At 52.3% G+C, this 15,288-nt stretch carries 15 protein-coding genes; 6 read left to right on the plus strand and 9 right to left on the minus strand.

Annotation, left to right across the window (positions count from 1 at the left end; all coding sequences use genetic code 11):
- Positions 1–39: 39 nt before the first annotated feature.
- The 3 genes from UC15_RS18375 to UC15_RS18385 all read right to left on the minus strand — a co-directional run bounded on the left by UC15_RS18375 (position 40) and on the right by UC15_RS18385 (position 2,889).
- Complete coding sequence (locus tag UC15_RS18375) at positions 40–453, minus strand: type II toxin-antitoxin system HigA family antitoxin (RefSeq protein WP_112289962.1); 414 nt, start codon at positions 451–453, stop codon at positions 40–42.
- Positions 450–761, minus strand: a complete 312-nt coding sequence (locus UC15_RS18380; protein ID WP_112289964.1) for a type II toxin-antitoxin system HigB family toxin — start codon at positions 759–761, stop codon at positions 450–452. Before UC15_RS18380 ends, UC15_RS18375 begins: the two co-directional genes overlap by 4 nt.
- Positions 762–858: 97 nt before the next feature.
- Positions 859–2,889: a DUF4034 domain-containing protein gene (locus tag UC15_RS18385; protein WP_232829940.1), complete on the minus strand. Its 2,031-nt coding sequence runs from the start codon at positions 2,887–2,889 to the stop codon at positions 859–861.
- Between the two features lie 776 nt (positions 2,890–3,665).
- On the opposite strand from UC15_RS18385, the gene ompC reads away from it, so the two are divergent.
- The gene (ompC, locus tag UC15_RS18390; protein ID WP_112289966.1) at positions 3,666–4,793 is read left to right on the plus strand and encodes a porin OmpC; all 1,128 of its coding nucleotides are present in this window, start codon (positions 3,666–3,668) and stop codon (positions 4,791–4,793) included.
- Positions 4,794–4,913: 120 nt separating this feature from the next.
- On the opposite strand, the gene UC15_RS18395 is transcribed toward ompC, so the two are convergent.
- From UC15_RS18395 to UC15_RS18405, 4 genes are all read right to left on the minus strand, one after another.
- The gene (locus UC15_RS18395; RefSeq protein WP_112289967.1) at positions 4,914–5,300 is read right to left on the minus strand and encodes a helix-turn-helix domain-containing protein; all 387 of its coding nucleotides are present in this window, start codon (positions 5,298–5,300) and stop codon (positions 4,914–4,916) included.
- 147 nt (positions 5,301–5,447) lie between these two features.
- On the minus strand, positions 5,448–5,573 hold the full coding sequence (locus UC15_RS26190) for a hypothetical protein (protein WP_255563977.1): 126 nt from the start codon (positions 5,571–5,573) through the stop codon (positions 5,448–5,450).
- A gap of 245 nt (positions 5,574–5,818) precedes the next feature.
- The gene (locus tag UC15_RS18400; protein ID WP_112289969.1) at positions 5,819–7,591 is read right to left on the minus strand and encodes a penicillin-binding transpeptidase domain-containing protein; all 1,773 of its coding nucleotides are present in this window, start codon (positions 7,589–7,591) and stop codon (positions 5,819–5,821) included.
- A gap of 222 nt (positions 7,592–7,813) precedes the next feature.
- Positions 7,814–8,056: a DinI family protein gene (locus UC15_RS18405; protein ID WP_112289970.1), complete on the minus strand. Its 243-nt coding sequence runs from the start codon at positions 8,054–8,056 to the stop codon at positions 7,814–7,816.
- A gap of 193 nt (positions 8,057–8,249) precedes the next feature.
- Here UC15_RS18405 and UC15_RS18410 point away from each other — a divergent pair, with 193 nt between their 5' ends.
- The 4 genes from UC15_RS18410 to UC15_RS18425 all read left to right on the plus strand — a co-directional run bounded on the left by UC15_RS18410 (position 8,250) and on the right by UC15_RS18425 (position 11,805).
- Complete coding sequence (locus UC15_RS18410) at positions 8,250–8,615, plus strand: copper resistance protein (protein ID WP_112289972.1); 366 nt, start codon at positions 8,250–8,252, stop codon at positions 8,613–8,615.
- Between the two features lie 67 nt (positions 8,616–8,682).
- On the plus strand, positions 8,683–10,728 hold the full coding sequence (locus UC15_RS18415; protein WP_112289974.1) for a protein-disulfide reductase DsbD: 2,046 nt from the start codon (positions 8,683–8,685) through the stop codon (positions 10,726–10,728).
- Positions 10,728–11,312, plus strand: a complete 585-nt coding sequence (locus UC15_RS18420; RefSeq protein ID WP_112289975.1) for a DsbA family protein — start codon at positions 10,728–10,730, stop codon at positions 11,310–11,312. The genes UC15_RS18415 and UC15_RS18420 overlap by 1 nt, the downstream gene beginning before the upstream one ends.
- Entirely contained in the window at positions 11,299–11,805 is a 507-nt protein-coding gene (locus UC15_RS18425; protein WP_112289977.1) for a protein disulfide oxidoreductase, read from the plus strand. Before UC15_RS18420 ends, UC15_RS18425 begins: the two co-directional genes overlap by 14 nt.
- A 75-nt stretch (positions 11,806–11,880) precedes the next feature.
- On the opposite strand, the gene yejM is transcribed toward UC15_RS18425, so the two are convergent.
- Entirely contained in the window at positions 11,881–13,662 is a 1,782-nt protein-coding gene (gene yejM / locus UC15_RS18430; RefSeq protein ID WP_112289979.1) for an LPS biosynthesis-modulating metalloenzyme YejM, read from the minus strand.
- 24 nt (positions 13,663–13,686) lie between these two features.
- Entirely contained in the window at positions 13,687–13,914 is a 228-nt protein-coding gene (locus UC15_RS18435; protein WP_104921319.1) for a YejL family protein, read from the minus strand.
- A 322-nt stretch (positions 13,915–14,236) separates the two neighbouring features.
- Here UC15_RS18435 and yejK point away from each other — a divergent pair, with 322 nt between their 5' ends.
- Positions 14,237–15,241, plus strand: coding sequence for a nucleoid-associated protein YejK (gene yejK / locus UC15_RS18440; protein ID WP_112289980.1), 1,005 nt, complete (start codon positions 14,237–14,239; stop codon positions 15,239–15,241).
- Positions 15,242–15,288 lie beyond the last annotated feature (47 nt).

Here is a 15,288-nt window from a genome sequence, read left to right on the forward strand (position 1 = left end):
CTTCGCAGGGGAGGGAGCTGTCCTCTGCTGCTTCCACCCTCAGTCAATAAATAAACTCGTCGGTACATTAAACCGCACCGCCAGCGCCCGGATATGTTCGACAGTCAGCGAACGCTTACCGCTCAGGATCTGACTGACCAGCGATTTTCCGCCGATTTCCTCTCTTAGATCACTCTGCTTTAATCCGTAATCCTTCATCAGCTGGCGAAGTGCTTCCACGCCGCGCGGGAGATTTTCCAACGCCTGATTGAAGGGGGCGAAATCGGTATGCTGGCGCTCATAGCTTTCAATCTTTGCACTCAGAAACTCGATTAGCGGGTTTTCGTCATCATGCTCAATCAGATAATCAATCAGCTCAAGCGCACTTTTATAATCGGCTGTGCTGGTACTTCCTCCCAGCAGAGGAACCGCTTTAACCAGCGCTTTACTGGCTTCGATAGCTTCAGCAATCATTGTGTGTAAGTCCTGTAATGTTTGTTCAACTGGTCGTAAAGCGCATGAGTGACGATATGTTTTACATACACCCGCTTGTTGACGAAATTGATATAAGCAATGAGGCGAAGATTATTGCCGCCGACGTTCATAACCCACCATTTGGGCCGGTAGCGGAAATTGTCGAGGCTGGAAAAGACGGATTTCAGGGAATCTGGCGTCGGAAAGTCGCCTTCTTTGAGCCCGCGATAGGTTGCCAGCAAGGCGGTTTTATCATTGGGATACTGCCGCATCGCCCGGTCGAATGCTTCTTTGGCTATAACATGCATAGCACTCCTGAGTTCACATCCTGTGAACAATATAAAGGTTAATGTTGTGGTTTACAAGCTGTAAACCACAATAACCTTTTGCAGGAGGGGATGGGCTTTACTTGTTGTCAGATTGCGGCACATCTTCCAGAGAAGTTTCCGGGTCAGCATGATGAACGGTGTGGTAAATGGCTACCGGATCTTCCACCTCCGCTTTCCGCTTGTCCTGCCACAAATTCATCCGCGCCCGCAGCGAGCCGCTGAGGTCTTCATGCACCTGCTTCGCGGCTTCGGATTCAGGATTGAGTTCGAGAACGAATTCCATGAATTTATCGGCGGTATAACGGTTTTTCTTCACGCCGGTACCGGTCAGCCACGCCATGCCCAGCGTATAAGCGGCTTCGGCGCGATTGGGATGTTGCGCGTTATGCAGAATTTCCGGCAGCCAGACTTCGGCAGCCTGACGCTTTTCGGCGTCTGAACCGTTATCCAGCGCGCAACTCGCACGGAAATAGGCGGCGGATAAATGTCCGGCGTCCATCGCCCGCTGATACCAGTGCATGGCTTGTTCATAATCGGGTTCGCCACCGAGCCCTTCACGCAGCGCATTGGCGCAGGTGAACATAGCGGGCACCATGCCTGAACGGGCGGCACTCAGCACACAGTCCATCGCATTACTGTCGTTGTGATACTGCTCAGGAACATCCTGATGCCAGCCGTTGCGGTAAAAAAAGTACAACTCGTAGCAGTGGATCGCGCTGCCGTGGCGAGCCATTTCGGTCATCAGAAAATGTGCGGCGTCCAGATCGTCATTGATCGCCATGTCGTGCGCCAGTGTCACCAGATCGTTTACCGGTTGTTCGTCGCCCGCTTGCTGAATAAGCGACCACGCATGTTCCATCAGCCCCTGACATAATTCAGGACGCGCCGGTAATCCGTACAGGCCTGATTGCAATGCCGTTGCGGCAAACGCCACCAGTACCGGATCATTTGCCTGACTCAGACCCCGGGTCAGCAGCTGGGTCAGTACCGGTAAACCTTCCTGATGGCCATTGGCCAGCACGGCACGGGAGATAAACATCCGCGCGGCGTGGCCGGGCATCGCCTGTGGTGAAACAGCAAATAAATCGTTATAGACAGCCAGCCCAGCCTGATCGTCGTCCTGCCAGTAGGCGATGCAGATCCCGGCCAGATCCAGCAGACGGACTCGCGTTTCCGGCGCCAGCGGTTGAGCCAGTAATGCAGCTAAGCGCGACTGGAGTTCCAGCGCCTGAGGAGATTCTCTGTCGGCGATATCACCGGAAAGCGCATCGCACAGCGCGTTGGCGCGGAACTGATTACGTTCTTCTTCACTAAATTCTGCGCACAGCGGACTGTCGATAATTTGCATCTGTTGCGCGTCACTGCCGCCCCAGAAAGCAGAATGGAATAAAAGGTAGGATTCCATGGTGCCAACGTCGGCGTGGCGGACTGACATCGCCATGCGCAGCCAGTAATCCAGCGCTTCTTCATCATTTTTACGGGTTTGTTGCAACGCCGCGGGAAGTATCTGCGGCCAGTGTGTTGCGGGCTCGAATCCCAGTGCGTGAATGTGTGCGACACCCGCCAGCCAGATTTCACTGCCCTGAATCGAAAACTTTTCATGCAAAGGTTTGGGGATTTCACCGGCAAATAACGCTTTCAGCCAGTAAGGCTCCCCGAAACCGCCGCTCAGATTCATCATGTGGCGCAGGGCATGCGTCGGGCGCGGGTGCAGTTCAATAGCACGTAAAAATGACAGTACCGCGTAATCACAGCATAACTGTGCCCCCAGCCACTGGTGATCGGCGACGTCTTCACCTTCCTGCGGCTGGCGGATAATCCAGGCATTTTCATGCCAGACCATACCCAGCAAAGCGTGGGCATGATAGCTCTGCGGGCATTGCTGCGCCCAGTCACTGAGGATCTCCAGCGGGTTGAGCGGGGGGGATTCTGTGCCGGTAAACAACGTTGCCGGATGCATCAGCAGCCCGTAATCGCTGTGACCTTCGCCCTGATTCTGCCAGCCACGCATCTGTGACAACAGCCACTCGTCGAGTTTAAGAAAACGGCGGGTTGCCAGAAGCATTCTGGCTTTGGAAATGTTGTCTTGCTGGTCCTGATGTGGCATGAGGTTCCCTGAGCTAGTGAGTAAAAACGGTGTTTTGCGCGGCACCCGAAGTCTACCTTTCTTCCCCTGCGCGATCAGCGGGATTGGTCTGACTTTGGTTATAGTAACGGATCCGAACCGTTACTGACCAACAAAGCCTCTGCATAATAAAGATTAATAATTACCCTGAAATCCCTTATTAATTGAGGAGATTAGATATCAACTATTAAGAAAATCAAAATCTCAAAGATGGAGAAAGTGTGAGGTAATTATGGAGAAATACATTTCAGCAGGAAAATATAATGATTGATGAATGTCACAGGCGGTAATCATCTCTTTGCAAAACAAAAAAAAACCGACCACTAAGGGCCGGCTGTTGTTTCCACAAAACGGGGAATGAGGGTAATAAATAACAAATAATGATGATAGCGAGAATGATTATATATTATCGGTGAATAGATGCTTTATCAGTTAGTGCGGTAATCATTTTGTATAATTAACTGATTTTAAAGGATTATTGGTTAATTTAGCTTTGCGTGCTTTATTTTAACATCTAAACATAGGTTTAATTTTACCCGATATTAATAAAATGTTACACCTTTAAATACTTCAGAAATATATTAACTAATTTCGTATCATTTTCTTTCTGGATTAAAAGTATTTATATCAAGAGAATGGATTTGCCATGTCGGGCCAACTTTTATACAGATACCAACAAGCGTTAAGCAGATTTAAATCAGTAAAAACGTGTACTTTACATTCAGTGGCACGGTCCGACACCTATCGAGGACAGAAAAATGAAACTCCGCGTTCTTTCACTCATGATCCCTGCATTAGTGGTCGCAGGATCTGCAAGTGCGGCAGAAGTTTATAATAAAGATGGTAATAAACTCGACCTGTACGGTTTAGTTGATGGTTTGCACTACTTCTCTAACGACAAGGGTTCTGACGGCGATCAGAGCTATATCCGTCTTGGTTTCAAAGGCGAAACTCAGATCACTGACCAGCTGACCGGTTACGGCCAGTGGGAATATCAGGTTCAGGCTAACCAGGCTGAAAGCTCTGATGACGGCGACCGCGCCTTTACCCGTTACGGTTTCGCCGGTCTGAAATTCGGCGACATGGGTTCCTTCGACTACGGTCGTAACAACGGCGTTATGTATGACGTGGCCGCCTGGACCGACTTGCAGCCAGAGTTCGATGGTTCAACCTACGGCGCTGACCAGTTCCTTTATCAGCGTACCAACGGCGTTGCAACGTATCGTAACGAGAACTTCTTCGGGCTGGTGGATGGCCTGCACTTTGCTCTGCAATATCAGGGCAAAAATGACAGCGGCGGCGGTGAGCCAGGTACACGTGATGTGCTGACTCAGAACGGCGACGGTTACGGTATGTCCCTGAGCTACGACATTGGCGCGGGCGTCAGCGTGGCAGGTGCATTCTTCAACTCTGACCGTACTGATGAGCAAAATAGTGCACCGGGCATCATGGGCGACGGTAAAAAAGCGGAAGGCTACACCGGCGGTCTGAAATATGACGCTAACAACGTTTACCTTGCTGCCATGTTTACTCAGGCTTATAACGCTTCCCGCTTCGGTTCAACCGATTCAGAAGCTTACGGTTATGCTAACCAGTCACAGGCATTTGAAGCTTACGCAAGCTATCAGTTCGATTTCGGTCTGCGTCCGTTCGTGGCCTATAACCAAACTCGCGGTAAAGATTTAGGTTCCGACCGTCTGGGCAACAACTACCAGGATCAGGATCTGGTGAAATTTGTCGACCTGGGTGCGACTTACTACTTCAATAAAAATATGTCGGCCTATGTTGACTACAAAATCAACCTGATCGACAGCAGCACCTTCACCGATAACGCCGGTATCAACACCGATGACGTTACCGCTGTAGGTCTGGTGTATCAGTTCTAAGCGTGCCTTTCTCAGACACAGAATAGCGTTTAGATTTGAGTCAAAAGAACAAGCAGTAAAAAGAACGCGGTCGCTGATGGCCGCGTTTTTTTATGGCAAAAAGCAAGAGATCTGACAGCCTCAGGCTGATTTCTGGTGGATCAGATGCAGCGGGGGAGAAACATCAAGTTCGATTTCAGGATTCTGGCGGAATTCATGCGGCGTGATATTGAAACGCTTGCGGAACATGTAGGTAAAGTGTGACTGCGAGCCGAAGCCGAAATCCATCGCGATGTCGAAAATCGGGGTATCACTGCTGCTCAGCTGATAAACAGCACTCGCCAGACGACGTTCCCTGATGTACTTCCCCAGAGAAATGCCTGTCGATTCTTTGAACAATTTTTGCATGTGCCAGAGCGAATAGCCTGAATACTCAGCCAGTTCTTCAAGGTGGATGACACGACCAAGATGGCCTTCAATCCATTTGCTGAGTGCGCAGACGATAGCGATATGAATATCTTGAGCCATAACCAGTCTGTTTTAAGGTTGAATATCGCTATTATACACGACTTCGCCGTGATGGCGTGGCAGGTGTTGCTCTGAGGTGTATGACAACAGAAGTGACATAAATGGCCCGCTGAAAAGGAGTGCTCTGGCACTCTGACGGGCCATCATTTAGCGTAACAGGATCCAGTGAATCAGGCGGGCGATACCGTCGTCAACCAGAACGATCCCGACGAGGATAAGAACAATGATGATGTAAAAGTTCTTACCGGTTGGCAACGTGGTTTCTCCCTTCATCCCCGTTCAGGGCATAAAATTGGGTTACCACGGGCCGCTGCCCTGCATATTCAATGCAATTACAGCCAGACACACCACAACAAATATCAGAAAAACGATAAGAAGCCGTTTCATTCTTTTTACAGAGCTTGCGCTCTTCCTCCAGCGTGGATCATTAGCCAACGATTAATTCTTGCGAACGTTAACTGCTTCTTCCGCTGAGATCCAGCCTGTCAGGAATTTAAAACGATTTTTATAGGTTTCGTTTAACCATCGGTTGCCGGGCGTCGCACCAGATCGGTTTTCTGACCGCCATTTATGACCGTGGTTGGCGGTGTTTCCGGTACCAGTGCATCCGGAGCAATGTTCATATGGTTAAGAATTTCGCCCATGATTTGCCCGAAGATTGGCCCTGCAACCGAACCACCGAAGTGTTTACCGGCTTGCGGATTGTTAACCATCACCACCAGCGCCACGCGCGGGTTGCTGGCGGGTGCTACACCGGCGGTATAGTTGATGTAACCGCCATCGTATTTACCACTGGACCCCATTTTTTCCGCTGTACCGGTTTTAATCGCCAGACGATATCCCGGCACCGCCGCACTGAGGCCGGAACCTCCCGGCAGGGCGTCACTTTCCATCATATGAATGACCGTTCTGACCACGTCAGCCGACATTACGCGGGTGCCTAACACTGGCGGTGTTACCTTGGTAATCGACAGCGGGCGGTAAATGCCTTCCGCGCCAATCGTGGCGTATTCACGGGCGATTTGCAGTGGCGTGACGCGCAGGCCATAACCGAATGAGAAAGTTGCGCGTTCGATATCTGCCCAGCGGTCACGGTGCGCAGGGAAATAACCGCTGCTCTCGCCACCGATACCTAAATCAGTGGCTTTACCCAAACCGAATGACTGGTAAAGCTGAACCAGCACGTTCGCAGGCATCGCCAGCGCGATGTGCGATACCGCAATGTCACTGGATTTTTGCAAAATACCGGTGATGGTCAGTGCCGGCCAGTGGCCAACGTCGCGGATCAAGTGCCCGTTAACGGTGTAGGGATGAGTATCGAGAACGGAATCTGGGCGGATCATATGGCGGTTCAGACCGGCCATTACCACCAGCGGTTTTACCGTCGAACCCGGTTCGAAGCTGTCGCTGATCGCCACATTTCGCATGTTTTTTGGCTGCACGCCGGCGTAATTGTTCGGGTTATAGGAAGGGTAGGACGCCATCCCTAAAATTTCACCGGTGTTCACATCCACCAGAACGGCTGCGCCGGACTCTGCCTGGTTGAGTGTCACGCCATCGCGCAGCCGCGAATACAATACGTACTGCATAAAACTGTCGATACTGAGATTAATGGTCGGCGGCTGTTGTGGCGCGACTTCTTTGAGAATACCGATGACATTACCGTGGCGATCCTGACGGTATTCGCGCATGCCTGGTTTACCCTGAAGCAGGGCGTTAAAGCCTTTTTCCACGCCTGTCAGGCCTTCGTTATCTGTCCCGACGACGCCGACCAGATTAGCTGCGGCTTCACTCATCGGATAATAACGGCTGTCATCAAGCTGAGTGCTGATGCCACCCAGATGCAGCTGGCTGATATCGGCAGCAATGCCTTCTTCTATTTTGCGACCAAGATAGACAAAGCGGCGCTGCGGATCGCTGGTGATGGTTTGCTGTAACTGGGAAAGCGGCATATTCAGCGCAGAGGCCAGATATTGCCATTTCGGACTGTTCAGATCGCTGTGCAATTCAAACACGCGGAACGGGTCAGCGATAATGTCTTTGGAGGCGACGCTCAGTGCCAGCGGATGTCCGTTGCGGTCAACAATGGTACCACGTCCGGCAGGAATGACGCTGGAGCGCAGTGAGCGGGAATCGGCCTCTTTTTCCAGCATCGGCTGATTAAGAAGTTGCAGATAGCCTACGCGGCCAAGCAGGAGCGCCAGACAAAAGACGATGCCGAGACAAATCAGCGCAAAGCGCTTGGTGTAAAAATGCGGTTGGGCGCTGGATTTTTTTGAGCTCGGTGGCATGGCAGTTTCGCAAAGTCATTGACGCGTTTGAAGCGAAAAGCGATGGCGCCGGAGAACCCATTCACCGCATCAAATGATGCCGGCCGGTGTCCGATAAAAATACAGCTCATCGCTCTGAAAGATAATGAATTTCGTATACATGCACATCTTATATTAAGCCATAGCGATGGATTGTTTATTTCAATTGCTCTTTGTAAGCAAGTGCAACGGCGAAACCTTTTTTTACTCGACGGACAGCCATTCGTCCGCTTCTTCAAACATTTCTTCCAGCATTTGGTTTAATTGCGAACGTTCCTGCTTGCTGGCCCCTTGCGTATTCAGCCCGTTGGCCTGCATCGGTTTTACCTTAACTTCCGCATCCGGGAACATCCGGTGTACGCGTTTTACCAGTTCCGCTTCAATTTTTTCACTGGCGTTAGGGATGCCGGAGACATTCCGTTTGTCAAAAATCAGTTCAACCCGCATGGTTTTCCTCATTATAGATAATTTTATTAACTGGCTAAATATACAGTATCCGCGCAGGCCGCTCTAGTGATTTTTCGCCTGAACCTGGGAACGCAGTACAGATTTTTGAGCGTAAATTCATGTAATTCATGATTCATACATCTTGTGAATGTTTGGGCGGCCGTTAGAATGGCGGCCAGTCTGTGAGGGAAATGTGGATAAACAACGGCGTTCAGCACTGATATTTTTTTGCCTGGCCTGTCTGGTCATACTGACGTGTATGACACAGCGTATCGCCGGGCTGAATGCGTTGTCCTCGATCCTGCATCAGGAAACGACGACGGCTCAGGCGTCATCCACGATTTCCGAAATCGACAAAATCCCGACTCCCTGTGAGCTCAGCAGTAAATCGCTGCTTTCTGTTCCTCCTCTTCTATTAGAATTTGCGTTTCTGGCGCTGAGTCTGCTGCTGGCATTCTTGTCGCGCGGCAATATGGCGGCGATCCGCCTGCTTGTGCCGGAAGCCGTCCCTGTGCCGCGCCTGCGGGTGCATTTGCGGCTCTGTGTATTTCGGGAATAAAAACTCCGGGAATAAAAACACCCCTGTTATTCATCAGGATGTGACATTTTATTTTTGGAGAAAATCTATGCGAAGTTTATTCAGGGCGGCCGCTGGCTGCCTGCTGATGCTCTGGCTGCATACCGGATATGCTGCTGATACCGGCTGGCTGCAAAGCCCGCAAAATACCCATGCAAAAGTACGCCTGCAGGCGCAGTCCGCCGATTCTTCTGAGCAGGAAACCCGTCTGCTGCTTTCTGTCAGCCTCGAAAAGGGCTGGAAAACCTACTGGCGTTCGCCGGGCGAGGGCGGTATTGCGCCGTCGGTAGAGTGGCAAAAGCCGGTCACTGCGCAACAGGTTAAATGGTTCTGGCCGACGCCCGCACGGTTTGATGTGGCGGGCATGACAACTCAGGGCTATCACGATGACGTCACGCTGCCCGTCACCCTCAGCGGCAGCGCGCCTGCCACAATCGCCGGAACGCTGACGCTGCCGGTGTGCAGCAACGTGTGCATTCTCACCGACTATCCTTTTAGTCTGGATCTCAGTTCGACCGGAGGCAACGTAGATTTTGCGCGCCAGTTCGCCGCCGCGATGGGCAAGGTGCCGATTGCGGAAGGTCTGGCGGACAGCGTGACAGCGGGCTATCGCGCGGGGTTACTGCATATTACCGCTCACCGCGAGCAAGGCTGGCAAAATCCGCAGGTCTTTACCGATACGCTGGAAGGCAGTTCACTGGGCAAACCGGTGGTGAGAGTGGACGGGCAACGGGCGCTTTTCACGCTGCCGGTGACGGACGAGTGGGGCGATAAAGCACAGGATATCAGCGGAAAAACGCTGAGTATTGTATTGGCGGACAACGGTCTGGCGCAGCAGATTAGCCTGGACGTGAGCGCGCTACCAGCCGACGTGCCCGGCAGTATCGCTCTCTGGCAGGTGGCACTGATGGCGCTGGCCGGGGGCTTCATCCTCAATCTTATGCCTTGTGTTCTGCCGGTTCTGGGCATGAAACTGGGCAGTATTTTGCAGGTGGAACAGCGCAACCGCAAAAGCATTCGCGTGCAATTTCTGGCGTCGTCAGGCGGGATCATCACCTCGTTTCTGGCGCTGGCCTTGCTGATGACGCTGCTCCGTTACACAAATCAGACGCTGGGCTGGGGCATTCAGTTTCAGAATCCGTGGTTTATTAGTCTGATGGTGCTGGTCACGGCGGTGTTTACCGCCAATCTGCTGGGATTATTTGAAATCAATCTGCCGTCAAAGATGACGACACGTCTGGCGACGCATCAGCGTTCGGGTCTCAGCGGACACTTCGCTGAAGGCGCGTTTGCCACGCTGCTGGCGACGCCCTGTTCGGCACCGTTTCTCGGCACCGCGGTGGCGTTTGCACTGGCCGCACCGCTGCCGGTGCTGTGGGGACTGTTCCTGATGCTGGGCATCGGCATGAGTCTGCCGTGGCTGATGATTGCCTTATGGCCGGGGCTGGCGATGTGCCTGCCGCGTCCCGGTCGCTGGATGTTACGGCTGCGGCTTTTCCTCGGCGCGCTGATGCTGTCGGCCTGTCTCTGGTTGCTGAGCCTGATGCAAAACCATTTCTCTGCGTTGTTTGTCGCCGTGCTGGCAGGTGTATTGCTGGTGATGCTGTTTGCCTTATCCCTGCGACGCTATGGCCTGCGCAATTGTGCGTTGACCGCTGGTGCGGGCGTACTTATGGCAGGCGCCGCGATGGTGATTGTCACGCAGTTTTCAGGCGCTGGCGGCAAACCGCTGCGCGATGATATTGCCTGGCAACCGCTGTCCGAAGAGGCGATTCAGAGTGCGCTGGCGGCTAAAAAAGTGGTCTTTGTGGATGTTACCGCCGACTGGTGTGTGACCTGTAAAGCCAACAAATACAACGTACTGATGAGTGAAGACGTGCAGAAAGCCCTGATGGAAAACGACGTCGTGGCACTGCGCGGTGACTGGACGTTGCCGTCAAAACCGATCAATGAATTCCTGCAAAAACGCGGCAGCGTCGCCGTGCCGTTTAATCAAATTTATGGTCCGCATAATCCTGCCGGTGAAATTTTATCGCCGTTGCTTACCCGTGATGCCGTATTACAGGGGCTGGAAGATGCCCGTGGAGCCCGATAATGAAAACATTAATGCTGATTATGATGATGGTTATTTCACCGGCTGTTCTGGCGATGACGCCGGAAGATACCCTGTTTAATAATCCGGCCTCACCGTGGTTTGGCGCAAAAAATCCCCGGCTGACGATCGTGTCTTTTACTGACTACAACTGTCCTTATTGTAAGCAGTTTGACCCGATGCTGGAAAAGGTCGCGGAAGAAAATCCTGACGTAAAAGTGGTGATTAAACTGCTGCCTTTCCGCGGTGCGAGTTCCATTATTGCCGGTCGTGCGGCGATGACCGTGTGGGAACAACATCCGGAAAAGTTTCTGCTCGTGCATCAGCGCCTGATGTCTAAAAAAGGGCAGCACGATGAGGCCAGCGCACTGGAGGCCGTGAAATATGCCGGGCTGGAACCTATACGCGTGACGCCAGCCAGTTACCTTGAACTGAAAACCAATGTGGAAATTGCCGAAGTGTTGGGGATTCAGGGCACGCCGGCAACGATTATTGGCGATCAGCTGATCGCAGGTGCTATCTCTTATGAGGATTTGCAGAAAGTCGTGAAGGAACAACTGGCGAAGGCAAAACATGACCAGACTTAAACGCTGGGCGCGCGAAGGTGTGATTCTTATTGTGCTGATTATGGTGGTGATGCTGGGAATGGATTTTCTGCGTGCGCCGCAGGCTCCCGCCAGTTTCGGCAGCCAGCCGTTGCAGACGCTCAGCAATCAGTCCCTGACGCTCGACGAGCAAAGCCAGCAGCGTCCGCTGCTGGTCTACTTCTGGGCAACGTGGTGCGGCGTCTGCAAAATGACCACACCTTCAGTTTCCCGTCTGGCAGAAGAAGGAGAGAACGTCCTGACCGTGGCGTTGCGTTCGGGTGACAACGCTGCGCTGGCGCGTTATCTGCAAGGAAAGGGCATTCAGATGCCGGTGGTTAATGATTCACGTGGCGATTTGTCGGCGCAATGGGATATCGGCGTCACCCCGACGTTTGTCATTATTGATAAAGGGCAGGTTATCGCCACGACAACGGGCTGGACCTCTTACCGGGGAATGAAAGCGCGGATGTGGTGGGCGAAAATCCGCGCCTGATTGGCTGCTTTCAGAAAACAAAAGGCCTTCACCGTGGTGAAGGCCTTTCTTCATATTACATTTATGTCAGGGAAATCAGTTCGCGAGGAACCGTTTTTCATCGGTCAGCACCTGAAGCAGTAAACCCAGCTCCGGTTTCTGATCTTTAATCCGTTTGCCGTCGGTATCAAAGGCGCGGTAATCGCCGTTGCTTTCCAGTTCCAGCGTCTGCTCTGGTGTCGTGATGATAAGCGTTCCGTCATCGCTGGTGGTTACCCAGTTATGGCGACGCTTGGCAGCAAACAAATCTTCACCCTGCGAATAATCCGCCGGGGACGTCGTGACGTGCAACAGACGCTGCATCAGCGTCGTCATCACATCCGCATGGTCAGTCAGTTTATTGATGCTTTGCGCAGGTGTGCCCGGCCAGTGAATGATCAGTGGAACCTGCAGCTGGCGGCGGTTCATGGCATTGCCTGAACCCCAGGTGCCGTTCTCGTTGAATTCAATACCGTGAGACGCCGTGATCACCACAACGGTTTTATCCAGCTCACCGCGGTCTTTCAGCGATTGCAGGATGGACTTGATCTGGTCATCAACGCTCAGGGCACCGGCCTGATAGCGGTGAATGAAAGTGTTACCTGTCGGCACACTTTCACTGTCCTGACGTAACGCAGCGCTGATGCCGTTCAGATTGACGTAAGAGAACCACGGGCCATTACCCCGCACGTTCAGCCACTGCTGCCACTGACTCACGGTTTGCCCATCGGACTGTTTAACCGGCGGTGGCAAGGTGAAATCGGTCAGCAAGGCCTGACGGTACAACGGGCTGTTAAAGCCGTCCGAGGCAAACAGACCAAATTCATAACCCTGTTGCTCCAGCGACGTCACCAGTGCAGAAGGTTTGCGAGCCGCCAGAATGCCCTGCATATAGCTTGGGGAAATCCCGTAGAACAGGCCGAACTGGCCGGTATCATTACGGTTGCCGGAGCTGAAATGCTGGTCAAAACGGATGTTATGATTGGCGAAATCACTCAGCGCTGGCATATCTTTATCCAGCGTGGCGGTATGAACACCATCCACCACAATCATCAGCAAATTATATTTCGAACCGGTTTTCGCAAAGCTGATGGAGTTCAGCGGATATTCCACTGCCAGCGCTTCGGGATTCCCTTGTTCGATCAGCCGTTTCTGGTATTCCTCGGCATTCAGCAGGCCGTGTTTCTCAAGGAATTTACGTGCCGTCATCGGGTACGAGAGCGGAAGATTCGCGCGCTGCATGGTGATCGGACGATAGAAATTGGCATCCGCCCAGATATACATCAGGTGCGACGCAAAGAAACTGGCAATGAATAGCACCACAATCGGCTTGGCGAAATTACGGCGGTTCAGGCTGCGCAGTTTCTGCCATGCCCAGGTGCCAAACAGCATTTCGAGCAGGAAAATGACCGGCACAGCAATAAACATCAGCTGCCAGTCTCGCGCCATTTCGCCTTGTCCGGGGTTAACCACCAGTTCCCACACCACCGGATTGATATGCAGATGGAAACGGGTAAAGACCTCGGTATCAACCAGCAGCAGTGTCAGTCCGGCGGTCGCCAGAATGGCAGACAAGAACCGCAGCAGCCGTTGCGACATCACCACAAAGGTCAGCGGGAAGATAATCAGCAAATAAGCAGAGAATCCGATAAAGCTGAAATGCCCAAGCCAGCTAACCAGCGCGTAAATACGCCCTTGCAAAGAAGAAGGCCAGTCTGAAACAAACAGGTAGCGGCTGCCGAGCCCGAGAATGAGCAGGATATTAAACAGGGCGAACCAGTGCCCCCAGCTGATCATCTGGGATACTTTTTCGCGATAGCGCTGACGATTTGTCACCATGAGAGGTATTGGGCAGTTTGTGAATTAATGGGCTTTATCTTCTCTTATCGACGCTTGCAACGCTTTAGCAAAAGACTGGGACAAGGCTTTGCGTTGTGCAGGAGCGACGCTGGTATTAATAAGGTTAGTCACCATATTGCCCAGAACCATCAAAGAAAGGTCTGTCGGGGCGCGGTGCTTTTCGAGAACAGTCGCCAGCTCGGAAAGGATCTGTTCAACGTGTTCGTCACTGTAACGGGATGATTGTGCCATAGAGTATTGTGCTTCTTGATCTGACAAAGTCCAATATCTTAGCCGATCACAGACCTACTTTCCGCATTTTTATAACCCCTTCATACTTCGGGTTACAGATGCGTTGGCTGTGCGCAGTCACCTGAATCACTTACCGGAGTGAGCTCATCGGGATTTATTCGTTTGCCGCCTTCCTGAAACACGAATTATTTTGGGGTTTTTATCTCATTAAATCCCCATTTCTAAGGTATGAGCGGTTGCGGCTTTAGAGCTTCGGTGTTTGAATACGCCCCGCAGGCAAACCCTTCTTACACGGCTGCAATTCACACAGGAGAAAGTCCCCATGAGTCTGGATATTGAGCAGATTGCTCTGCACCAGTTGAACAAACGTGACGAGCAAACGCTGGATGTTGTGCTGCGCGATACGCTTCTGACGCCGAATGCGGCCGTTGATGAAATGATGGCCGAGCTGCACCGCGTCTACAGCGCCAAAAGCAAAGCTTACGGTCTGTTCAATGAAGACAGCGAACTGGCTGTGGCGTTGCGCAGTTGCCGCAAAGGGGACGACGATTTCCTGCCATTCAGCCGCGCTGCGACCGGCCGCTTGCGTGATGAACTGGCGAAATACCCGTTTGCCGAAGGCGGCGTGGTGCTGTTTTGTCATTACCGCTTCCTGGCGGTGGAATATTTACTGGTGGCGGTGCTTAACAGCCGCAGCAGTATGCGCGTCAACGAGCAACTGGATGTCAGCAGCATTCATTACCTCGATATCAATCATGCCGATATCGTGGCGCGCATTGATCTGACCGAATGGGAAACCAATCCGGAATCTACCCGTTACCTGACTTTCCTCAAAGGCCGGGTAGGGCGAAAAGTTTCTGATTTCTTTATGGATTTCCTGGGCGCGTCTGAAGGTCTGGATACCAAAGCACAGAACCGCGGCCTGTTGCAGGCGGTTGATGATTTCTGTACCGAAGCGCAGCTCGATAAGAACGAGCGTCAGAATTACCGTCAGCAGGTTTATACCTACTGTAACGAGCAGTTGCAGGCGGGCGAAGAAATCGCTCTGGATGATTTGTCCGAAGAGCTGCCGCCATGGAATGATAAGAAATTCAAAGAATTTACCCAGGAACAGGGCTATCAGCTGGAAGAAACCTTCCCGGCGGATCGCAGCACCTTGCGTCAGCTGACCAAATTCTCCGGCAGCGGCGGCGGGCTGAGCATTAACTTCGATGCCATGCTGATGGGCGAACGCATTTTCTGGGATCCGGCGACCGATACCCTGACCATTAAAGGCACACCGCCGAATTTGCGGGATCAGTTACAGCGTAAAGCAGGCAATAAATAATACCCGTCATACTTCAGGCTGCAGATGCGTTGGCTGCGTTCGCTCAC

Origin of the sequence: Rahnella sp. AN3-3W3 (genome assembly GCF_003263545.1) — a bacterium.
Classification (GTDB): Bacteria; Pseudomonadota; Gammaproteobacteria; order Enterobacterales; family Enterobacteriaceae; genus Rahnella; species Rahnella variigena.